This window comes from Natronobacterium texcoconense, assembly GCF_900104065.1.
In the GTDB taxonomy this organism is placed as follows: domain Archaea; phylum Halobacteriota; class Halobacteria; order Halobacteriales; family Natrialbaceae; genus Natronobacterium; species Natronobacterium texcoconense.
Genome location: NZ_FNLC01000002.1, coordinates 1,151,986 through 1,172,534, shown reverse-complemented (window position 1 = coordinate 1,172,534; position 20,549 = coordinate 1,151,986). Strand labels below are relative to the sequence as shown.

22 protein-coding genes and 1 tRNA gene are annotated in these 20,549 nt (G+C 63.5%); 14 read left to right on the top strand and 9 right to left on the bottom strand.

Features of this window, described 5'->3' with window-relative positions:
• Positions 1–114: 114 nt before the first annotated feature.
• Together BLR35_RS13180 and ncsA are read left to right on the top strand one after the other, a co-directional pair.
• Positions 115–1,083 carry a methyl-accepting chemotaxis protein gene (locus tag BLR35_RS13180; protein WP_090382657.1) on the top strand — a complete coding sequence of 323 codons (969 nt, stop codon included), beginning with the start codon at positions 115–117 and terminating at the stop codon, positions 1,081–1,083.
• An 80-nt stretch (positions 1,084–1,163) separates the two neighbouring features.
• The gene (gene ncsA, locus BLR35_RS13175; RefSeq protein ID WP_090382654.1) at positions 1,164–2,123 is read left to right on the top strand and encodes a tRNA 2-thiolation protein NcsA; all 960 of its coding nucleotides are present in this window, start codon (positions 1,164–1,166) and stop codon (positions 2,121–2,123) included.
• 114 nt (positions 2,124–2,237) lie between these two features.
• Here ncsA and BLR35_RS13170 read toward each other — a convergent pair whose 3' ends face one another.
• The 4 genes from BLR35_RS13170 to BLR35_RS13155 all read right to left on the bottom strand — a co-directional run bounded on the left by BLR35_RS13170 (position 2,238) and on the right by BLR35_RS13155 (position 5,311).
• Positions 2,238–3,020, bottom strand: a complete 783-nt coding sequence (locus tag BLR35_RS13170; protein ID WP_090382652.1) for a nucleotidyltransferase family protein — start codon at positions 3,018–3,020, stop codon at positions 2,238–2,240.
• Positions 3,021–3,098: 78 nt separating this feature from the next.
• Positions 3,099–4,322, bottom strand: a complete 1,224-nt coding sequence (ftsZ, locus tag BLR35_RS13165; protein ID WP_090382648.1) for a cell division protein FtsZ — start codon at positions 4,320–4,322, stop codon at positions 3,099–3,101.
• 2 nt (positions 4,323–4,324) lie between these two features.
• Complete coding sequence (locus BLR35_RS13160; RefSeq protein ID WP_005579652.1) at positions 4,325–4,507, bottom strand: ribbon-helix-helix domain-containing protein; 183 nt, start codon at positions 4,505–4,507, stop codon at positions 4,325–4,327.
• Between the two features lie 183 nt (positions 4,508–4,690).
• Positions 4,691–5,311, bottom strand: a complete 621-nt coding sequence (locus BLR35_RS13155; protein WP_090382646.1) for a double zinc ribbon domain-containing protein — start codon at positions 5,309–5,311, stop codon at positions 4,691–4,693.
• A gap of 129 nt (positions 5,312–5,440) precedes the next feature.
• Here BLR35_RS13155 and BLR35_RS13150 point away from each other — a divergent pair.
• Positions 5,441–5,514, top strand: a tRNA-Tyr gene (locus tag BLR35_RS13150).
• Between the two features lie 312 nt (positions 5,515–5,826).
• On the opposite strand, the gene BLR35_RS13145 is transcribed toward BLR35_RS13150, so the two are convergent.
• The 5 genes from BLR35_RS13145 to BLR35_RS20725 form a co-directional block, all read right to left on the bottom strand.
• On the bottom strand, positions 5,827–7,338 hold the full coding sequence (locus BLR35_RS13145) for an MATE family efflux transporter (protein WP_090382643.1): 1,512 nt from the start codon (positions 7,336–7,338) through the stop codon (positions 5,827–5,829).
• 294 nt (positions 7,339–7,632) lie between these two features.
• A complete protein-coding gene (locus BLR35_RS20335) occupies positions 7,633–7,815 on the bottom strand; it encodes a hypothetical protein (protein WP_139169293.1) in 183 nt (60 codons plus the stop codon).
• A gap of 189 nt (positions 7,816–8,004) precedes the next feature.
• Entirely contained in the window at positions 8,005–8,577 is a 573-nt protein-coding gene (locus tag BLR35_RS13140; RefSeq protein ID WP_139169292.1) for a hypothetical protein, read from the bottom strand.
• A gap of 299 nt (positions 8,578–8,876) precedes the next feature.
• Entirely contained in the window at positions 8,877–10,157 is a 1,281-nt protein-coding gene (locus tag BLR35_RS13130; protein ID WP_090382635.1) for an RNA-guided endonuclease InsQ/TnpB family protein, read from the bottom strand.
• 161 nt (positions 10,158–10,318) lie between these two features.
• A complete protein-coding gene (locus BLR35_RS20725) occupies positions 10,319–10,480 on the bottom strand; it encodes a hypothetical protein (RefSeq protein WP_170831027.1) in 162 nt (53 codons plus the stop codon).
• A 354-nt stretch (positions 10,481–10,834) separates the two neighbouring features.
• Here BLR35_RS20725 and BLR35_RS13125 point away from each other — a divergent pair, with 354 nt between their 5' ends.
• The 11 genes from BLR35_RS13125 (at position 10,835) to BLR35_RS13070 (ending at position 20,517) form a co-directional block, all read left to right on the top strand.
• Complete coding sequence (locus BLR35_RS13125; protein ID WP_090382632.1) at positions 10,835–11,221, top strand: DUF5789 family protein; 387 nt, start codon at positions 10,835–10,837, stop codon at positions 11,219–11,221.
• A gap of 144 nt (positions 11,222–11,365) precedes the next feature.
• Positions 11,366–11,977, top strand: coding sequence for a translation initiation factor IF-2 subunit beta (locus BLR35_RS13120; protein ID WP_090382628.1), 612 nt, complete (start codon positions 11,366–11,368; stop codon positions 11,975–11,977).
• A 98-nt stretch (positions 11,978–12,075) separates the two neighbouring features.
• Positions 12,076–13,281 (top strand): M24 family metallopeptidase, encoded by a 1,206-nt coding sequence (locus BLR35_RS13115; RefSeq protein WP_090382624.1) that lies wholly within the window; start codon positions 12,076–12,078, stop codon positions 13,279–13,281.
• Positions 13,282–13,677: 396 nt separating this feature from the next.
• Positions 13,678–14,661 (top strand): hypothetical protein, encoded by a 984-nt coding sequence (locus tag BLR35_RS13105; protein WP_090382621.1) that lies wholly within the window; start codon positions 13,678–13,680, stop codon positions 14,659–14,661.
• 90 nt (positions 14,662–14,751) lie between these two features.
• Positions 14,752–15,396: an HAD family hydrolase gene (locus BLR35_RS13100; RefSeq protein ID WP_090382619.1), complete on the top strand. Its 645-nt coding sequence runs from the start codon at positions 14,752–14,754 to the stop codon at positions 15,394–15,396.
• Between the two features lie 6 nt (positions 15,397–15,402).
• On the top strand, positions 15,403–16,371 hold the full coding sequence (cbiB, locus tag BLR35_RS13095) for an adenosylcobinamide-phosphate synthase CbiB (RefSeq protein WP_090382617.1): 969 nt from the start codon (positions 15,403–15,405) through the stop codon (positions 16,369–16,371).
• Positions 16,368–17,129: an adenosylcobinamide-GDP ribazoletransferase gene (cobS, locus tag BLR35_RS13090; protein ID WP_090382614.1), complete on the top strand. Its 762-nt coding sequence runs from the start codon at positions 16,368–16,370 to the stop codon at positions 17,127–17,129. Before cbiB ends, cobS begins: the two co-directional genes overlap by 4 nt.
• Entirely contained in the window at positions 17,129–17,698 is a 570-nt protein-coding gene (locus BLR35_RS13085; protein WP_090382612.1) for an NTP transferase domain-containing protein, read from the top strand. Before cobS ends, BLR35_RS13085 begins: the two co-directional genes overlap by 1 nt.
• Positions 17,689–18,696, top strand: a complete 1,008-nt coding sequence (gene cobT / locus BLR35_RS13080) for a nicotinate mononucleotide-dependent phosphoribosyltransferase CobT (protein ID WP_090382610.1) — start codon at positions 17,689–17,691, stop codon at positions 18,694–18,696. The genes BLR35_RS13085 and cobT overlap by 10 nt, the downstream gene beginning before the upstream one ends.
• Positions 18,686–19,735: a threonine-phosphate decarboxylase CobD gene (gene cobD / locus BLR35_RS13075; RefSeq protein ID WP_090382608.1), complete on the top strand. Its 1,050-nt coding sequence runs from the start codon at positions 18,686–18,688 to the stop codon at positions 19,733–19,735. The genes cobT and cobD overlap by 11 nt, the downstream gene beginning before the upstream one ends.
• On the top strand, positions 19,732–20,517 hold the full coding sequence (locus BLR35_RS13070; protein ID WP_090382606.1) for an adenosylcobinamide amidohydrolase: 786 nt from the start codon (positions 19,732–19,734) through the stop codon (positions 20,515–20,517). The genes cobD and BLR35_RS13070 overlap by 4 nt, the downstream gene beginning before the upstream one ends.
• The last annotated feature ends 32 nt before the right edge of the window (positions 20,518–20,549 follow it).

Below are 20,549 nucleotides of genomic sequence, written 5' to 3'. Positions count from 1 at the left end.
CTCGAGCCACTATCGTGGTGGCGCTACCGAACTGTGTTTTCCGACCGACCACTGGATAATATAATCTGTAATGTTGGCAGTAATTGCTAAGTACCACCTCTGGGACGGGACTGTATGGGAAAAACCACGCTCGACAGCGAGGACATAAGTAACGAGGTAGACACTTCTGAGGTCGACGACCTCGAGACGGACGTCGATCACGACAACGAGGCCGCAAACGAGATGCAGGAGTCGATCGCCGAACTCGGCCAGAGCACGGACCAGATCGGCGACCGACTCGAGGAAATCAACGTCGAAGCCCGCGAGCAGTACGAGGCGGTCATGGAGGTAGCCGACGAAACCTCGAATCTCTCCGCGTCGGTCGAAGAGATCGCATCTTCGGCTGAAGAAGTCTCTGCGGCCGGCGAGACGGCTCGAGACCTCGCCGAGTCAGGTCAGGACTCGGCGACCGATATCGGGGATGCGATGGAATCGATCCAGGAGGCTGCGATGGACGTCTCCGAGGACGTCAGGGCGATCCAGCGAAGCGTCACGGAGATCGACCAGGTCGTCGAAGTGATCAACGATATCGCCGACCAGACGAACCTGCTTGCCTTGAACGCCTCCATCGAGGCCGCACACGCGGACGAATCCGGAGACGGGTTCGCCGTCGTCGCGAACGAAGTGAAGACCCTCGCCGAGAACTCCCAGGAGCGAGCGGCGGAGATCGAACGCATGATCGACGACGTCGAGGAGAACACGGCGACGGCCGTCGACAGCTTAGAGGAGAACAACGACCGGATCGAACAGGGAATCGAGTCGGTCAACCAGGCGACCGACATTCTCGAGGAGATCCACGACACCGTCGACGAGGTCTCGGACGGCATCACGGAAGTCGCAGCCGCGACCGACCAGCAGGCCTCGAGCACCGAAGAGGTCGCGAGTATGATCGACCAGACCGTCGCCAGCGCCGAGAACATTGCCGACGAGACCGAGGAAATCGCCAGCGAAGTCCAGTCGCAGACCGACGAAATCCAGAAGATGGATCGCACCCTCGAGCACCTCGTCGACGACCTCGCGCCGGCTCCCGGTCCTCGATCGTAGTCACTCGATCGCGTCTGTGCTGGCCTCGGGCCGGTCTGCAGACGAAACCGTGATGAGTACGCGTCGACAACGCCTCGGTGATGGATTGTAACCGGTGTGGCGAGGAGGCGGTCATGCACGCCGCCTACTCGGGGGCGCACCTCTGTGCCGATCACTTCCGCGAGTCGGTCGAAAAGCGGGTCCGCCGCCGGGTCCGGCGCGACGACCTCGTCCCGCAGGACGCGACACCCGACGACCCCCAGACGTGGGTCATCGGCCTCTCGGGTGGCAAGGACAGCGTCGTCCTCACCAAGATCCTCCACGACACGTTCGCCGAGGACCCGCGCATCGAACTCGTCGGGCTGACGATCCACGAAGGGATCGACGGCTACCGGGACAAGTCGGTCGATGCCTGCGTCGAACTGGCCGAAGACCTCGAAATTCGCCACGAGGTCGTCGGCTACGAAGAGGAGTTCGGGATTCAGATGGACGACGTCGTCGAAGATGATCCGGAGAACATGGCCGCCTGCGCCTACTGTGGGGTCTTCCGCCGGGACGTCCTCTCGCGGTACGCCGACGAACTCGAGGCCGACCTCCTGCTGACGGGCCACAACCTGGACGACGAGGCCCAGACTGCGCTGATGAACTTCCTCGAGGGCGATGTCGAACAGATCGCGAAACACTTCGACGCGAGCCTCGGCCCGCTCTCGGACCGGGAGGACCAGGACGAGTTCGTCCCCCGTGCGAAGCCGCTGCGGGACGTCCCCGAGAAGGAAGTCGCCCTCTACGCTCACATCGACGATCTGCCGGCACACATCACCGAATGTCCACACGCTAGCGAAGCCTATCGCGGCGAGATCCAGCAGTTACTCTACGAACTCGAGGAGAACCATCCCGGAACCCGTCACTCGATCATCTCGGGGTACGAGGAACTCGCCGGCATCGCCGCCGAGAAGTACAGCGGCGACGACGGAGCGGATCTTCAGGACTGCGTCGAATGCGGGTCGACGACGACGCGAGATGTCTGCCGGAAGTGCTCCCTGCTCGAGTCGCTCGCCTGAGTCAGTCTGTTGTGCCGGTCGCGTGTCGTCAGCGTGTACGACGCGTCATACGCAGACGGCGGCGGATTTGACTGTATTTTGTACGACGATAGATGCGTATAGCGCGAGTTCGTGTCACACACTGTCGAGCCGTCGGCGTGCTCGCTCGAGATCCGCGGGCGTATTGACGTTCAGATGCCAACCCTCGAGTTCGATGCCGACGTAGCGGTTACGACTGGTGAGCGACTCGAGCGCCTCGGCAAGTTCGTACTCGCCGCTGTCGGCACGCTCGAGGGAGAGACAGGCCTCGAGAAGGGACGCAGTGTCGTGGGTCTGTACGCCACCCGCGACGTATCCCGGTTGCGCGCCATCGGTCGAAGCTTCGATCGAACGGATCGTTCCATCGTCGTCGAGGACACAGCGTGCCGTGGTCTCGGCCTCGTTTCTCGAGACGCGATCGAGCAGGAGAGTGCCGTCGACGTCCGTCTCACAGTGGCGTTCGACGAATCGCGAGAGATCACAGTCCTCGAAGACGTTGTCGCCGTTTACCGTCAACACGTTCTCGGGAACCGACTCCGGAAGCGGCGGGAGGGAGGGGTTCCGAACGTCCAGCCGGGGCAACGAGACACCGTACCCGTCCTCGAGGGCCGTATAGAGTGCGTGAGCTAACCCCTTTCGCTCGTGCTGGACGGCGTACGTAATCGGCGTGCCGGTGAGCGAGTCGCCGACTCGGTCGACGATCGCTTCGCGTCCGTAGCCGACGACTACGGTGATCTCTTCGATCCCTGCGTCGGCGATCGACCGTAATAGTCGAACGAGCATGGGTTCGCCCGCGACCTCGAGCAGCGGCTTTGGCGTTTCGTCCGTATACGGCCGTAAACGGCTCCCGCGGCCGGCTGCGAAGACGAGCGCGTGCATATACGGATTCAGTTGCCACTGGCTTACGAGCTTTCGGTTCAAGAAAATCGGCAAAATCCGAGACGGCCTCGAGTGCAGTTACCGGATCACGTCGACGCCGTTTTGCTGTTCGACCTCGTTTCGACCTCCGTCGCTTTGGGCTCCGTAGTCGGTGTTCGAACGAGTACGCGACTGCGAGGTCGAAGCCGAGTTGACGTCTTCGACGTGGTTGCTCGCGTCGAAGTCGGCGTCGTTGAGCCCTTCGATGCTGGCACGCGAGCGGTCTGCCTGCTTCTGTGTCGTCGGGCCGAGTACCTGTGCACTCTGGACGCCGGTCATGATCGCCATCACGCGAACCTTGCCCTTGTAGTCCTCCTGAATGCGAGCGCCCCAGATAACGTTCGCGGAGGCCTCGAGGCGTTCGGTGATGTTGTCGGCGATCCCTTCGGCCTCTTTCAGTGTGAGGTCGGGACCGCCGGTGATGTGGACCAGGCCACCCGACGCTCCACGGTAGTCGACGTCGAGCAGTGGGTGGTTCATCGCGTCTTTGACGACTTCGTCGGTCTTGTTCTTGTCTTGTGTCTCCCCGACGAGCATCACGGCGACGCCGCCCTGATTCATGATGGTGGACATGTCCGCGTAGTCCAGGTTGATCAGCGAGGGCTGTGTAATCGTCTCCGAGATACCCTTGACCGTCTCGGCGATGATCTGGTCCATGACCGAAAAGGCCTTGCCGATCGGAAGGTTCGGCACGTAGTCGAGCAGCCGGTTGTTGTCGAGGACGATGATCGAGTCGGCCTGCTCGCGCAGTCGCTCGAGGCCTTCTTCGGCCTTGACCGTCCGCGCACGCTCGACGTTGAACGGCGTCGAGACCATGCCGACGACGATCGCGCCCTGTTCTTTGGCGATCTCCGAGACCACGGGAGCGGCACCCGTCCCGGTGCCGCCACCCATCCCTGCAGTAACGAACACGAGGTCCGCATCCCCAAGTACCTCCTTGATGGTCCCCTGTGCCATCTCGGTCGCGCGCTCACCCATCGAGGGGTCGCCGCCCGCGCCGAGACCGCTGGTCAGCGACTTGCCGATCAGGATCTTCGTGTCGGCTTCGATCATCTTCAGGTGCTGTTTGTCCGTGTTGATCGCGACGGTGTCAGCACCCTCGACGCCGATGTTGTACAGTCGGTTGACCGTGTTGTTCCCCGCGCCACCGCAGCCGACGATGACGATGCGTGGATCACCGAACTCGTCGCTGTCGAGTTCGATGTCCATCTGCTTTTGTTCCTCTTCCGCGTTGTCGAGTGCGTCCTGAACGATATCCTGCATCGTTACACCTTCGCCCAGTTGCGTTCGCGGGGCTGCTGCTCGGGCTGCTCGTCGTATTCTTCGTTGATCATCTCTCGCACGGCCGATCGGATCGCTTCGCTACGGTTCGGAAACTTACCCGAATCGACTAGTTGTTCGACCTCTTCGATCTGCTGTTTCGGAATTCGCAGTGTCACACGCTCCATGGTTGTATTCCCCGTTGGGTAAGACGGCGCGCGTCCCTGTCTGACGCGCGTGTCTTACACCGGAGCGGCCCGACATCGGGCGATTTTCGCAGTTTCGCTCCGTTGTAAGACGACCGTCTTACGCGAGTGAACCGAATACTGTCCAGTGTAATAAAAGTTCCGCCGATCTGGACTTTTCGTGTCTTACGACTGTCCGTCTCGTGCGGAGTTCGGCTCGAGCACGTCCGCTGACGGCGTCCGACGACCACAGCTCGGACAGAACGCCCAGTCCGATCGCAGTTCGTCGCCACAGTCACAGAACAGTCGCCGAGACGCCTTCTCCCCACAGTTGGGGCAGTAGACGTGATCGTCGGCAACGTGTTCGCCACACTGTCCACACGCGTTCGGCTCCGGCTGCGATCGGTGTGTGACGTCCGGACGTTCGGTCTGGGTGGTATCCCGCGCTCGCTCCGGCTCGGAATCCTGCTCGTCCGCCTGGAGCTGGCCTCCCTCGAGCGAGATGGAGACGTTTACGTCCTGTGGTTGCTGTGCTCGCGTGTGTGCGCGAGAGCGCGGATGATCGTCGTACGCCGGCGCGTGGCCTCGGCGTCGCTCCTCGCGGAGCCGCTCCTCGAGGAGTTCGTCCACGCGCTCGCGGACGACGTCGTCGACGGACGTCGACGAACCTCCCGTCTCACGTTCGCGATCCGGCCCCTCGTCGATGTAGGCCCGGAGCGCCTGCCGCATCGCCTCGCTCTTCGAGAGCTCGAGCGACTCGAGCGCATCGACGAGCTCGTCGTCGGCGCGGAACGTGATTTTACTCATGAGGCGGTATAACACCACATAGCGTTTCGGGCCATATCAATCCTTCTGTCGTTCACCTTTCGTTACATGCCGGCGCCGCCTGCGAATGATAACCCTTATGTTTCCCTCGGCGGCTACGTACGAGTGCAACCGCCCTTAGCTCAGACTGGTAGAGCAGTCGACTGTAGATCGACTTGCCCCCCGTTCAAATCGGGGAGGGCGGACTTTTCGTGATTCCAACCGACGAGCGAAGCGAGTCGCCGGAATCACGAAAAGGAGATCCCGACACGATTTGAACACGGAAGTCGCAGCCGCCGAGCGAAGCGAGGCGGACCGTCTTCCATCTGTTCAAATCGGGGAGGGCGAACCTACTTTCAAGCCGATTCTAGCAACTGGAGATCAGCCTGTCCATCCTCGTAATACAGCGTTACACAACCTGCCGTGGCATCGGCGGCTCGTGCCCGGGATCGTCGAATTCGACGTTCGGCCAGCGGAGTGTATTTCTCGACTCTCGCCGCTTCGACACAGCAGTGCTCTCAGTCCGCAGTCGCCGCTTCGGGACGGTACGCCCGGCTGACGACCCTCCACTTTCCGGAGGCGAATCGGTAGAAACACACGAGTGCTGGCACGAGCGTCTCGAGGACGAACGAGGCGTACAGTGCGGTGATTCCGAGCGTGACCGTACCGGCGACGGGCACCGGCAGCGCGACTGTGCCGAGGTACGCTACCGGGATCGCGAACGCGTAGAGGCCGAACACCCGAGCGTATAGCGGCCACCGGGTGTCTCCGGCGGCGTTGAGCGGACCTGCAGCCGATCCGCCGACGCCGAAGAAGAACACGCTGATCGCGGAGACCTGAACGAACACCGTCGCCGTCGGGAGTGTCGCAGGATCGTCGACGAAGACGCCGGCGATCGGTTCGGCGAACGCGATGACGCCGACGACGACGAGTACGTAGATCGCGATCGTGATCCGGAGGATGTCCCACCCGTACGCCGTAGCACCCGTTTCGTCGGACCGGCCGAGATGTTGCCCCACGAGACTGCTCGAGGCCAGTTTGAGTCCCCAGCTCGGCGTGTCAGTCAGGTCCCGTACGCGTCGAGCGATGGTGTAGGCCGCGACGACCTCGGGCCCGAACGAGGCGGCGATGGCGAGGAGGGGAAACTGCGCCGTCCGGTGTACCAGGTTCTTGACCGCGATCGGTGACGAGATCTCCACGAGGTCGCGAGTGAGCGACGCGTCGAAGTACGGCCCCGAGAGGGAGAGCGTGACGGGGAAGGTTCCGACGTAGGGGAATCGTCCGCCGAGGAGCCCGTACGCGAACAGCCCGGTCGTGACCACGTTCGCGATCACCGACCCGAGTGCGGCACCGGCGACGCCCATTCCGAGCCCGAAGATGAACACGGCGTTCAGTCCGATGTTCACTATCGCTCCGCCACCGCGGGCGATCATCGCGCTGTAGGAGTCGTCCACGCCGATGAGCGTGCGACTTCCGACGAGGTTGAGACCGATGAAGACGGTGGCGACGCTCATCACCTGGAGATAGGTCGCGGCGTGCTGGACGGTCTCCGGGTCGTTCGAGATGAGGCTGACGAGTTCGACCGGGTACGTCCAGAAGAGAACGACGAGGGGTGAACAGATGAGAACGGTCAACCAGACGCTCTGTTTCACGACGAGATCGAGTTCGTCGTAGCGTTCGGCACCGAATCGCTGTGAGACCAGACTGATCGTCCCGCCCGCGACGCCAGCCCCCAGCGTCGCCCCGAGCAACGCCAGCGGAGTCGCGATCCCGACGCCTGCAACCCCCGCCGTCCCGACCGCGATTCCGATCATCGCGACGTCCGCGGCGGATTTCGACGTCCGAGCGATCCCGGTTACTATCCGCGGCCACGCCAGGTCCGTCGTGCGGTCGACGCGGTGCTGTTCGACGACCCCTGCCCGTGCGAGTGCGGCACCGACGTACCACAACGCGGCCTTGACCGGGTTGTGAAGAATCCTCAAGACGGTGCGAACGATTGCGGTACAGAGAGCGTAAAGGCGAAGGCGCATAGACGGGGCCGAAGGGTAGTTCGGATCAGACTGTTGACCTAGCCGGTTTTAATCCATTTCGATTCGAAATAGCGGACGTCCCGCGCGGTCCTGACAGCACATCTTCCTGACCGCCTCGGTACAAGGCCGTCATAGACGGTTCTCACACACCCCCGCAACGCTCGAGCAGGCGATTCGTTCAGATGCCGCTGTGAGCTGTCTCGGTCGCAACCGCCAACCGAATACCGATGCTGCTTCTCAGGGCGGCGAACCTGTTCGGCGTGATCTTCGAAAGATCGGGCTGGAGGCCCTGGCTCACCCTCCCCACGTGTATTCGTCGAACCAGTGCGTGAACTCCATGAAGAGCACCGTCGAAACGAGGACGAGCACGATCAGGAGCAGCGGGTAGAGGCTGGGAAAGATCACGACCAGAATCGACACCTGGATCGCGAACAGCATCAGGAGGATTTGTTTCAGCCTCTCGTCTCTTCGAGACATGCTGTCAGTATTCGAGAACGATCTGTAGTAGCTGTTTTGGTCGAGAGACGCCGTTCGATACCTCCGACCGTCGGTCGCTCCGCTTCAGCAACTGAGAATTCTACCCGAAACCAGAGGGTAAAAGCGGTCGTTCGAACGCTCGAGTCGAACCACCGAAGGTACGGCAGATGTGTCCGCCGTCACGGATACTCACTGAACCGGCCACAGATACCCACTCGCGTTACCGATCCACAGGAGACCGAGTAGCGTCGCGACGCCGAGGACGAGTCCATGGACGACGAGAATTTGGGGAAGTCGATCGGACCATCCTCGAGAAACCGACGCCCTGGCACCGACGCCGAGTGCGTACACGACGAGCCCCGATACGAAGCCGAAACCGGTGACCGCGTAGGTAATGATCGGTGCACCGCCGGGATCGTATTCGACCCTGTAGTAGTCACTGCCGTCGTCGACGACCGCGCCGACGGTGTGCGTATCGAACCAGTGGCCCGAGAACGGTAACGCGCTGTCCTCGTGCTGGTGGGATCCCCAGTAGCCGTAGATTTCGACGGCGTCACTCCGCTCTTTACCTTCCGCTACGACCGTCTGCTCTCGAGGCGTGAGTTCGTTCGAGTCGATGACGGTCGCGTCGTCGGGTGGTGATCCGATCGACTGGACGTGAGCGGAGTAGGTAGACAGGCTCCAGACGGGAAACAGCAGGGAGACGACGAGAACGACGAGGCCGAGGACGACGAGCACCTGCACCTGGTTTTCTATCGTCACTTGCAGCAATTGTGAGGTATTTCACATGTGTCTTGTGGTGAACGAACGCGTTATAATAACAACTGCAACTATTTACACACTGATCGCACAGTTTTCGTGCGATCAGGTGTGCATTGACTTGCAGTGGCTACTATCGATGGCGTCGCTCCAGTCGTCGTCCATAGCGCTCCGTTTTCGCCTGTTTCAGACGCGAACGAGACGGATGAACCAGTACGCAACCGACGCTTCGAGAGCCGGGAAACCCTTTGACATCCTCCACACGGCTGAAGCCGTGGGATTCCTCGTTGGGATATTGTGGTTTACGACGTGATCTGTTCTTGAGGTGCAAACGCACCAGTTTCCTTGTCAAACAGGAACGTCGATGGCTGTGCCAACCAGCCGTTACTCCTATCTCCCCCATCACAGGTGAGACTCGGAGATACTTTTTGTCGAATGTTCTCTGCACCGTTCACGTCCGCGTTCATCACTGCCCCACAGTCATCGCACACGTACAAGCCGCGTTCAACACGGTTTGCTTTGCGCTCCCGGCCACAGCACGAACACGACTTCGACGTATCTCGCTCGGATACGTGCTTGACCGTGATGCCTTCCATCTCGGCCTTGTATTCGAGCAGGTCGACGAAGCGGTCGAACGCCCACGAGTGCAGGTCAAGGTTGCCGTGCGTACCCCAGTCTTTTGAGTCGCCGTTCTCCCCATCTTCGCGGATGCCGGAGAGATCCCCCACTACAATCGTTCCAACCCTCTCCTCAACGCACCGCTGGACGATGTGTTTCGAGAGTGTATGGAAATAGTGGGTTCGGCGAGCCGACTTCGTCTGATGCAACCGAGTCGCTTGCTTGGAGTCAGCGTCGTCACACCGGGCAATCCGCTTGCTGAAGTAGTAGTCGTCCTGCTTCAGGCAGTTCAGCGGGTACAGTTCGGCATGGCCATCTTCGTAGGCGAGTGCAGCGAAGTTATTGATGCCGAGGTCAACACCCACGGTCTTCTCACCCGGTGCTTCGGACACTTCGACCTCGACTTTGCACGCGAAGTGGAGTTCCCACCCGTCACCTGTCCAGACCGCTCGTACCTGTTGGACGCTCTCGACTGTGGAGAAGTCAACGTCGGGGCGAGTTTGGTATTCGCAGAGGATGAAGTCCGACCAGTACTCCTTAAGATTCGACCCTTTTGAGAGTCGAACGCGGTCGTACTGGGTGTCGAGTTTGAAGCCAGCGGCTTTGAACGTGACCGTGCTTCGTGGGTGGTCGTCGCCGTGTTTGCGGTAGCCGGGTGGGTTCGCTCTCGTATCTCCGTTGCGTCGTTTGCCGTACCAGCCGTTAAACGCCTCAGCGAGTTCTTGAAGGACTCGCTGGCTTGACTGAGAATGGAGGTCATCATAGCGTTCGTGGCTCTTGAGGTACGCGGTGAGTTCGTCGTGTTCAGGGATATAGTCGATTTCGTCCCAGACACGACTGATTGTCCACCGTCCGACATTCCAGAGTTTACTGGCGGCGAACCCGAGCGAGTCAAGGTCGTCAGACACCTGTTGCTGGTTCCTGATGGAAGCAGTGTAGGTACGAGTGACGGCCTGTTTCGCCATACGTAACCTATGTAGAGAAACCTACTTGAAGGTATGGATCGTGCAACGTGGAATATCCAGCTTGTTGTGAAACGTGGAACGATGCAGCAGTGACGGCTTCATCCCCACGGCTAAAGCCGTGGGCTTTCGCCTGTACCTTCTGTAAACGACGCGATTCGCGGTTACTCGGAGACTTCGTGTGCTTCCATCGCCATCGTCTCGGTGACGACGAACTTCGCGAGTTTGCGCTTCTCGTGGTCGTGGTAGAGATGTTGCTCGAGTTGCTGGCCTTTGTGCATTACGTCGTGACAGATCGGACATTCGATCGGGACTCTCGTTGCCATATGTGGGACAGATTACACTCGTATAAAACGCTATAGCTGGCAGTGGCAGGCGCTGTCCGTTTCGGTCGCCGTTGTCGGCCGGTTCTCGCTTGCGGTCGCGTCGCTGACGGTCGGTAGAAACCGATAGCGGGCCTCGAGAATCGAACGACCCTGGGAAGAGGTAGCCGTCGGGCAACGCGCCACCTGCCAGGGTCGTACTCGAGTTGGGACCGGAGACACATAAACGGTGGTTGAATAGTGTGCAAGCCTTCCAAGGAGACACCGGCGATGGTGTCGCCGTCTCTCGAAATCGAGGCTGCCGAACGCGCAAACGCCTGCCGGTCGCTTTTCCCGCGGGTCCGGGAAACGTCACCTATGAGTGGAAACGATCGGAGTCGCGACCGTGCACAGGACCACGCCGAACAGCGCAAGTCCGACCGGGCCGATCGGACCGAGTCCATCCTCGAGGACGTCGAACAGCATCTCGGCGAACTCGAGTACCCGACTACGAGCGAGGAGATCGCTGCCGAGTACGGTAACGAACCGATCGACATGCCCAACGAGACGGAGTCGCTGGGCAGCGTTTTCGACCGACTCGCCGGCGAAGAGTACGACTCTCCTGAAGAGGTTCGCGAGGCCGTGTACGGCGAGATCACTGGTGAGGCGGGCGACCATCACGAGGCAAACACCGAACGGGACCTCGAACGACTGGACGACCAGAAGCAGGGGTCGCTGGGCGAGAGCGGAAGCGAAACCCTCTGACGTGACGACAGCGTCGGTCTCGAGTTCTCGCTCGAGCGACGTTCCCTCCGATAGCCGTCCGTAGCGGCCCGCGATCGAACCGGTCGCTATCGGGCGGATCGTGATAGCAGAACGGATTTACGTTCCCGTCGTCTTCGTTCGTGTATGGATTACGAATCGAGTCTCGACCGAGCGATGGAGGACGTCCCCGACATCGGGGGCGACGAACAGCGGTTACAGATTCCGGACGCGGAGGCCCAGAAGGACGGTGCCTTCACCCGGTTCACGAACGTCGACGACATCGCCGACGTCCTCTCGCGCGAGGCCGAACACCTCCACCGGTTCATCCAGCGCGAACTGGGGACCAGCGGGAAATTCGAGGACGGACGCGCCCGGTACAACGGGACGTTCTCCCAGCAGGACTTCGACGCGGCCGTCGACGCCTACGTCGACGAGTACGTCCTCTGTACGGAGTGTGGCCTGCCGGACACCCGACTCGTCCGCGAGGACCGCACGCCGATGCTTCGCTGTGACGCCTGTGGTGCGTTCCGACCGGTCACCAAGCGCTCGACGAGCAGCCAGCAGCAACAACAGCAGGAAGCCGTCGAGGAAGGCAAGACCTACACCGTCGAGATCACCGGCACGGGCCGCAAGGGCGATGGTGTCGCGGAGAAAGGCGAGTACACGATCTTCGTCCCTGGCGCAGAGGAAGGCGACGTCGTCGACATCTACATCAAGAACATTTCGGGCAACCTGGCGTTCGCCCGTCTCGATTGAGCCGAGTTCGTTTCCCGTTTTCTTTCGACCCACGTAGAACCGGCAGCGTACGGTTCCCTCCTGAACGTTTTTGTCCCGGTCCCGACTGACCTAGCCGTATGTCGACACAGCTTCCGGTCGAGGAGTTCGAACACCGCCTCGAGGCCGTTCGCGACCGACTCGCCGAAACCGACGCGGACGCCGGCGTCTGGTTCGGCGCGACGAGCATCGAGTATCTCACCGGGTTCGATCACATCCAGACCGAACGCCCGGTCGTCCTCGCAGTGACGGACGAACGCATCGCGATCACCGTTCCCCGACTCGAGGTCGAGCGCATCGAGTCGAACCCGCGGATCGACGCCGTCTATCACTACCGGGACTATCCCGGCGGCGAACCGATCGAGACCGCAGTCTCGATGCTCGAGGAACTGGGCGTCGAGAGCGTCGCGGCCGACGCCGACGGTGCCCCGGGCGTGATGGGCTACCAGGGCCCCGCGCTGTCGGAGTTCGTCGACCTCGAGAGCCAGGGCTGGGTCGCCCGTATGCGCTGGGAGAAGTCCGAGGTCGAACTCGACCTGATCCGGGAGTCCGCGAAGTGGGCGAACCTCGGCCACCGCTACCTCGCGGAGTACACCGAACCCGGTGCCCATCCCGCCACGGTGAGCCAGCGAGCCTCGATGGAGGCCTCGCGCGCGATGCTCGACACCCTCGGCGACCAGTACGTCGCCCGCACCCGCGGCGACGGGCCCGTCCACGCGGGTTACATCACGGGCGAACAGACACGACTTCCCCACGGCCACACCGCGAACCGCCGACTCGAGGCAGGCGACGTGCTCGTTACGGGTGCGAGCGCGAACGTCGACGGCTACTACTCCGAACTCGAGCGGACGATGTTCGTCGGCGACCCCGACGACGAGCAGGTTCACTACTTCGAGATCATGCTCGAGGCTCAGGAGATCGCGATCGACGAACTCGGCCCCGGCGTCCCCATCGCGGCCGTCGACCGCGTCGTCGAGGAGTACTTCGAGGAGCAGGGCGTCGCCGACCTCGCACAGCACCACGTCGGCCACAACATCGGCATGGGCGGCCACGAACCGCCGTACATCGACGAGGGGTGGGCCGATCACTGCGAGAGCGAGCACACGAACTACGACGAAGCCGACGCCGTGATGCAGCCCGGCCACGTCTGGACGATCGAACCCGGCATCTACACCGACACCTACGGCTACCGTCACTCCGACACCATCGCCGTCACCGAGGACGGTATCGAGTGGCTGACCTACTATCCGCGGGACCTCGAGTCGAATATCGTACCGCTCGAGTGATCGTGGTCGATGCGGTTCGACCTGTTCGTTGATCGAAAAAGGGAATAGACGTAGACGGAACGTATCGGACAGTGAGTGAGATAGGGACGACGCTTGCTCTCAAGCAGTCGATTGCACTGCTGGTGCTTCTTCCGGCGACGATCGGTCTCGTCTCTGTTCTCTCCGGCGATAGTCTCGTATCCGGTGTTCGATGGGGGTTCTGATGGCGGTTATCGTCTTACTCTTCTATTACTGGAGTGATATACTCGGAAACCCGGAATACGCAGGATGGCTGCGCAAAAAGTAGTGGGCCGTCTCGTCGCCGTTCGTTCGGTATACTGACCTCAGTCTTGCCGACGTTCTCCACGAATTCCGTCATTTCAAAACGCTAAATAATCCAATTCACGTATCAATGGTATGGTCTCCGACAGAGATAGTCCCTCTCAACGGAGCGATAGCGACGAGAGCACTGCGGATTCTACGATTTCTCGACGTCACGCACTCCAGGCCGGCATCGTCACTACCGTCTCGCTTTCGGGCTGTCTCGGTGACGGGTTCGCTGTCGATTCAGGCGACGACAGCGATACCGGGACCGATGACGGCGACGAATCAACCGAAGAAGGCGATCCGTATCCGGACGACGGCCCGCTAGCCACTGTTTACGCGTATCTGGAAGCGGCCGTCGACGAAGACCTCGACCGAATGAGCGAACTCTCTCACTCGGACAATCCCGTAGATCCCGCTGCCTGGGTCGAAGAAGGCTGGGAGTTCCGCGGCGGTGGCGACGAGGAAGCACTCGAGGAGGTCGAGATGGAGGTACGCGACGACGATGCCACGGTCGAGGACGTGTTCGAACTCGAGGGTGCGGAGTTCTGGTTCGAGGAAGAGGACCTCGCCGAGACGCTCGAGGGCGAGGAGCTGGCGACTGTCGAGGTTGGCGCCGAGGAGCCGACGGAAGACGACATGATCTGGGTGCTTGCGACCGAGGACGGCGACTGGCGGTATCTGTTCGCGGCGGCAGTCGACGACACGCCGGACGATCCCGAGGAAGCGTTCGACGAACCGATCGAGGACGAAGACGACGACGTGGTCGTCGAGGTCGACTGGGAGTACGACAGTCCGAGGAGTGACGTTCCCCAGGCTGCCGTCGAAATCACGGAGGAACGCGGCGTCGAGGCCAACCGTATCGAGATCGAAACCACCATCGAAGGGGCGTCCACGGGTGCCTACGACCGCGAGGACGACGAGTTCACCGCTACCTGGGACGGTGGTCACACGCTCTACATCCCCTACGATACGGACGGCGATCAGATCGTCGTGACTGCGATCGACGAGGAGGAAGACGAGTCCTGGGTCGTCCACCGGGAGCACTATCTGCCGTCGGACGACGGCGACGGCTGATCGAGGACGGAACGGTCTGTTTCGATTCGTTGCTGAACACCGCTCGAGCGAACCGCGAACCTAAAGTTCACTTGTGCTAATCACACGAGCGTGGCAGTATCGTTCGACCTCTTCGGAACCCTCGTTCGCGCCGACACCCCCGACGATCCGGCGGCAGCCGTCGCCGCAGAACTCGAGGCCCGCGGCGTTTCCGTCCCCGACGACTGGGACGACGCCTACCGCGAGCCCCACGTCGACGCGCCCGAGGGTGCCGAGGTGCCGTTGCACGCCCACGTCGCCCGCGCACTCGCGAGCCGCGGCGTCCACCCCTCTGGAAACGTCCCGCGACGGGCCGTCGTCTCCGCGTTCGACCCTGTCGTCGAAACTCGAGCAGGCACACACGAGGCGCTTGAAACCGCCCGCGAGCACGGCCCCGTCGCGCTCTGCTCGAACTGTAGCGTCCCCGAACTCGTTGGCCGGACGCTCGTCAGGGCCGACTTCGGCCGCGACGACTTCGACGCTATCGTCTCGAGCGTCGGCTGTGGCTGGCGCAAGCCGGCTCCCGAAATCTTCGAGCAGACCGCCGACGAACTCGGTGTCTCCCCCGAAGACCTGATCCACGTCGGCGACGACCCGCGGACCGACGGCGGGATCGAAGACGTCGGTGGGCAGGCGATCCTTCTCGAGGAGACGCCGCTCGAGGACGTACCGGCCGAACTGGAGACGCTCGAGGCCGAAAGTCAGGAGGAGGGGTGACCAAAAGTGGCGTTGACGACGGTTGCACTGATCGGGTTCGCGTTCGCCCTCGATTTGCTGGTGGGCGAGCCTCGGACCGCCGCACATCCGGTCGCCTGGTTCGGAACGCTCGTCGGCTGGCTGGACCGGGAGTGGACTGATTCGCCGACCGGCCAGCGACTGGTTGGCGTTTTCGTCGCCGTACTCGCACCGCTCGTTCCTGCCGGGGCCGCCGCTGGAGCTGTTTTCGCCGCAAGCGAGGTCCACGCCGTCACCGGTGCTGTCGTTGCGGGCACCGTGCTCTTCCTGACGATGAGTCTGCGCTCGCTGCTCGAGTTGACCGAGGAGGTCGTCGTCGCGACGGAAAACGACCTCGAGACGGCCCGTGAACGCATCCGGGGGCTCGTCGGCCGGGACGCATCGACGCTTTCGCCTGCGGAACTCCGCAGCGGGGCGATCGAAAGTGCCGCCGAGAACCTCTCGGATGGGCTGGTCGCGACCCTGATCCCGTTCGCCCTGCTCGCGCCGCTGTCGCTTCCCGCCGCCGCAGCCGCTGCAGCGTGGGTCAAAGGCGTCAACACGCTCGACTCGATGCTGGGGTATCCCTCGAAGCCGATCGGGACCGCGAGCGCCCGGCTCGACGACCTCGTAATGTGGCTGCCCGCCAGGATTACGGCTGCATCCATCGCCGTTGCCGCCGGCGATCCGCGCGCACTCCGGCGAGCCAGCGAATGGGCACGGGTTCCGGCCTCGCCGAACTCCGGGTGGCCGATGGCGACGCTCGCCTGCGTCCTCTCCGTTCGACTGCGGAAGCCGGACGCGTACGATGTCAACCCCAGCGAGGAGCTGCCGACGCTCGAGGACGGCGAGCGCACGGTCACGCTCGTCGCGCTTGCAGCAGCCGTCGCCGTAATCGTCGCTCTCGTGTTCGCGACTGCGACGACAATTCTCGCGGCGGAACTCGAGACGACCGCCGTTTCGGGGGTGAGACTGTGACGGTCGGCCGCTGGTTCCGGGCGACCCGCGGCGCGATTGGCTTCCTGACGCGGCTCCCGGTCGGCCACCACGACGGCGACTGGGAGGCCTTCCGAACGACGCCGGCGGCGTTCCCGGTCGTCGGTCTCGTGGCTGGCTCGCTCGCGGCGATTCCGCTTCTCGCGGTCGAAACTCTCGCTGCGCCGACCGTCGCACTCGGGTATCTGCTTGCCGTTTACGCGGTGATGGGCGTCCACCACGTCGACGGCGTCGCGGATCTGGGTGATGCGCTGGTCGTCCACGGCGACCGCGAGCGCCGCCGCGAGGTGCTGAAAGACACCACGACCGGTGTAGGGGCCGTCCTCGCAGTGTCGGTCACCGTCGCCGCCCTTGCGCTCGGTGCGCTCGGCCTCGCCGGGCTCCCGGCACTCGCGGCCGTCGGCGTCGCGATCGCAGCCGAAGTCGGGACGAAACTCGGGATGGCCGCGATGGCCTGTCTCGGAACAGCAAGCTACGAGGGGATGGGACGGCAGTTCACGGAGCAGTCGACGCCTCGAGCGTTCGTCCCGCTGGCTGTCGTCGTCCTCGCGGCGATGGCACTCGCCTGGCCACATCCGGCCGCGGTCGCCCTGCCCGGAGCCGTCGCCGGCATCGTCCTCCCCTGGTACTGGGCGAACCGCCATCTCGGTGGGATCAACGGCGACATTTTCGGTGCGGCAAACGAGATCGGACGCGTCGCCGGCGTCCACGCGGGGGTGATCGCGTGGACGCTGTTGTGATGTGTGGCGGCGAGGGGACGCGTCTCGAGGGCTCCCACGAGAAACCGTTGCACCCGATTGCAGGGGACGCGATGGTCGATCGCGTCGTGGCGGCACTCGCAAGCAGCGCGGTCGAGACGACCTACGCCGCGGTTTCGCCGAACGCACCCGAAACCCGTGACCACCTCGAGCGAGACGACCGCGTTCGGACGATCGAAACCGCCGGCGACGGCTACGTCGCCGACCTCGTGGCCATCCTCGAGTCGCCGGCCGTCTCGCCGCCGGTACTTACGGTCGCAGCCGATCTTCCGTTGCTCGAGGAGTCCGTCGTCGATCGAATACTCGCGGTCCACGGCGATGATGACCGCTCCCGGACGGTCTGTGTCCCAGTAACGCTCAAGCGCCGGCTCGACGTCAGCGTCGACTCGCGACTCGAGCCGGCCGACCACCTCGCGCCGACCGGGGTCAACGTCGTCGGCAACGACCACGAGACCATGTACGTCAGTTACGACCCACGACTCGCAGTCAACGTGAATCGCCTCGAAGACGCACACACTGCCACGGAACTGGAGGGGAACGGATGCGAGTGATCCTCCCCGCTGGAACGACCGAGACGGCACTGATCGACGGCATCAGCGCCGCCGGTGCTGCGCCGGAACTGATGGAACATACCCCCTCGGCGGACGTCGAAATTCTCGAGTACGGCCGCCCGACCGCCGCTCCGGTCACGCCCGTGAGTCCGACGGGGTGTCCGACGCCGGCGGCGATCACCCGTGCCGTCCGTGAGGTCGTCGGGTTCGACGTCACCGTCGTCGACGCTGGCCTCGCCCAGCCGACGAACGCACCGACCGTCGATCTGGGGGTCGAACCCGGAAACGACATCCGCGGCGCCGAAGCCGTCCCGGACGCGGCGGCGATCTACGACCGGGCACACGGCTACGGCTCGAGCCTGCCCGACGACGAGGTCATGATCGGCGAGACGGTGCCCGGAGGGACGACGACTGCGCTCGGCGTGTTGACAGCACTCGGCGAACCCGCGGGCGTCTCCTCCTCGCTGCCCGACAACCCGATCGAGCGCAAACACCGCGTCGTCGACGACGCACTCGACGCGAGCGACCTCGAGGGTGGCGACTGCGCGGACGAACCACTGGCGGCGATCCGCGCCGTCGGCGACCCGGTCCAGCCGACGGTCGCCGGTATCGCCGCGGGCGCGCTCGAGTCGGGGAGTGACGTCACGCTCGCCGGCGGAACCCAGATGGTCGCCGTCGCCGCACTCCTGCGTCATGCCGGGATCGACGCGCCGCTGTCGATCGCGACGACCTCGTTCGTCGCCGACGGTCAGGACGACCTCGAGGAGGCCTGTGACCGCCTGAACTGTGATTTGACGGTGACCGATCCCGGCTTCGACCGGCGCGCACACTGTGCGATGGAACGGTACTGTGCTGGCGAGGCCAAGGAGGGCGTCGGGATGGGTGGGTCACTGTCGCTCGTCCCCGAGGGCCGGATGGACGAGGTCAGAGACCGGGTCGAGACAGTGTGTACACGACTCGGGATCGACGAAAACGGGGCGAACGACGGTGCTCCCTGACGCAGCGAGACGGGGCAAGCGGGTCCCCCACGGCGGCGAATCCGACCAGGAGGTGCTCGATTTCTCGGCGAACACGAATCCCGGGACGCCCGACGGCGTCGAGGAGGTGTACGCCGAGGCGCTCGAGGAATCCCGACGCTACCCCGACGACGACTACCTCGAGTTCCGGGCGGCCGCGGCCGAGTTCGTCGACTGCGAACCGGACCAGGTGATCCCGACGCCCGGCGGCCTGGCCGCGATCCGACTCGCGGTCGAGATCACTCTCGAGGCCGGCGACGCGGCACTCGTCCCGTACCCGAGTTTCGGCGAGTACGCTCGCGAGATTCGACTGCAGGGTGCGACGCCGCAGTTCGTCCGGTACGACGAACTGCTCGAGGTCGGAACCGACCTCCTCGAGGGCGTCGAACTCGCTGTCGTCTGCACGCCGAACAACCCGACTGGGGAGGCGGCCGACCCGGACGCGCTCGAGGCGTTTGCAACTCGCTGTGACGAGGCCGAGACGACGCTGCTGGTCGACGAGGCTTTTCTCGGCTTCACGGACCTGCGGTCGGCGGCGACGTTCGATCGGGAGAACGTGATCGTCGCGCGCTCGCTTACCAAACTGTTCGGCCTGCCCGGGCTTCGGGCGGGATTCGCCGTCGCAAGTGGTGAGCGGCGGGACGCGTTCGAGACGGCCCGCCGTGCGTGGTCGCTCGGGACGCCGGCCGCGCGAGTCGGTGCGTACTGCCTGCAACAGGAGGCGTTCGTTCGGAATACGCGGGAACGAGTCGTCAGTGAACGCGAGCGGATGCGACACGCTCTCGAGCGGCGGTTCGACGTCTCCCCCTCCGACGCGCCGTACCTGCTGTGTGACGTCGGCGACCGTTCGGTTGCGGACGTCCTCGAGTCGGCCCGCGAGGACGGTATTGCTATCCGCGACGCTACCACGTTCCGAGGACTCGACTCGCACGTCCGGGTCGCTGTGAAAGACCGCGAGTCGAACGATCGGCTGCTCGCCGCGCTCGACGTACTCGAGAACGGAGGGGAGACCGGCGAATGACGGACGACGGGCCTGGCTCCGACCCCGCGTACGACGCGGTCCGGCGCGACGGCGTGCTTCGAATCACTCGTCCGGACACCGAGTGGCTCTCGACCGGCTGGAACGGTGGCCGCGAGCGCGCCGACTGTGTGTACAACGTCTCGGTCCCCGACGACTGGGAGCGGACGGACCTCGAGCAGTACGTCGACGACCGACTCGAGCGCGCAGGGTTCGGCGGGGACGACAGTGGTCCGGCGTTGCTCACCGGGGTCGATATCGAGGACGCTCGCGGTGCCCGCTGTGGGCCCGTTACCGCGTACGCGACCGCCGGTATCTCGAATCCCGCGGCGTTACCGATGGATCCCGAGGGTAAGCCAGACGCCGAAGGGGATTCGCTCCCCGGGCGAGTCTCGACTCTCGAGGCGGGGACCGTCAATGTCGTCGTCGGAACGACGCGGGCGCTCGCTCCCGGGGCGCTCGCGAACCTGGTCGCGGTAGCCGCGGAAGCGAAAGCGGCGACGCTGCTCGCGGAGACCGGTTTTCCGGGGACGACCACCGACGCCGTCGTCGTCGGGCACGATCCGGCGGGCGAATCCGTCGAGTTCACTGGCAGCGCAACCGAGGTCGGCGCGGCGACGCGGGCCTGCGTTCGCGAGGCAGTTCGGGCGTCGCTCCAGGCCCACTACGACGACGGCGAGTTCTCCCTGCCAGAATCCGTCGACGACGCATCCTACGGCGTCTCGACGGACGTTCGGGCTGCCGTCTTCCAGCCGTCGGTCGAGAGCGTTCCAAACGAGCGCTGATCGGTCGGTCACGTCAATTATGTCCGTCCGGC

Excerpts from the sequence above, each read along its gene's own strand:
- BLR35_RS13180 (WP_090382657.1), top strand. The coding sequence starts at position 115 with ATGGGAAAAACCACGCTCGACAGCGAGGACATAAGTAACGAGGTAGAC.
- ncsA (WP_090382654.1), top strand. The coding sequence starts at position 1,164 with ATGGATTGTAACCGGTGTGGCGAGGAGGCGGTCATGCACGCCGCCTAC.
- BLR35_RS13170 (WP_090382652.1), bottom strand. The coding sequence starts at position 3,020 with ATGCACGCGCTCGTCTTCGCAGCCGGCCGCGGGAGCCGTTTACGGCCG.
- ftsZ (WP_090382648.1), bottom strand. The coding sequence starts at position 4,322 with ATGCAGGATATCGTTCAGGACGCACTCGACAACGCGGAAGAGGAACAA.
- BLR35_RS13160 (WP_005579652.1), bottom strand. The coding sequence starts at position 4,507 with ATGGAGCGTGTGACACTGCGAATTCCGAAACAGCAGATCGAAGAGGTC.
- BLR35_RS13155 (WP_090382646.1), bottom strand. The coding sequence starts at position 5,311 with ATGAGTAAAATCACGTTCCGCGCCGACGACGAGCTCGTCGATGCGCTC.
- BLR35_RS13145 (WP_090382643.1), bottom strand. The coding sequence starts at position 7,338 with ATGCGCCTTCGCCTTTACGCTCTCTGTACCGCAATCGTTCGCACCGTC.
- BLR35_RS20335 (WP_139169293.1), bottom strand. The coding sequence starts at position 7,815 with ATGTCTCGAAGAGACGAGAGGCTGAAACAAATCCTCCTGATGCTGTTC.
- BLR35_RS13130 (WP_090382635.1), bottom strand. The coding sequence starts at position 10,157 with ATGGCGAAACAGGCCGTCACTCGTACCTACACTGCTTCCATCAGGAAC.
- BLR35_RS20725 (WP_170831027.1), bottom strand. The coding sequence starts at position 10,480 with ATGGCAACGAGAGTCCCGATCGAATGTCCGATCTGTCACGACGTAATG.
- BLR35_RS13125 (WP_090382632.1), top strand. The coding sequence starts at position 10,835 with ATGAGTGGAAACGATCGGAGTCGCGACCGTGCACAGGACCACGCCGAA.
- BLR35_RS13120 (WP_090382628.1), top strand. The coding sequence starts at position 11,366 with ATGGATTACGAATCGAGTCTCGACCGAGCGATGGAGGACGTCCCCGAC.
- BLR35_RS13115 (WP_090382624.1), top strand. The coding sequence starts at position 12,076 with ATGTCGACACAGCTTCCGGTCGAGGAGTTCGAACACCGCCTCGAGGCC.
- BLR35_RS13105 (WP_090382621.1), top strand. The coding sequence starts at position 13,678 with ATGGTCTCCGACAGAGATAGTCCCTCTCAACGGAGCGATAGCGACGAG.
- BLR35_RS13085 (WP_090382612.1), top strand. The coding sequence starts at position 17,129 with ATGTGTGGCGGCGAGGGGACGCGTCTCGAGGGCTCCCACGAGAAACCG.
- cobT (WP_090382610.1), top strand. The coding sequence starts at position 17,689 with ATGCGAGTGATCCTCCCCGCTGGAACGACCGAGACGGCACTGATCGAC.
- BLR35_RS13070 (WP_090382606.1), top strand. The coding sequence starts at position 19,732 with ATGACGGACGACGGGCCTGGCTCCGACCCCGCGTACGACGCGGTCCGG.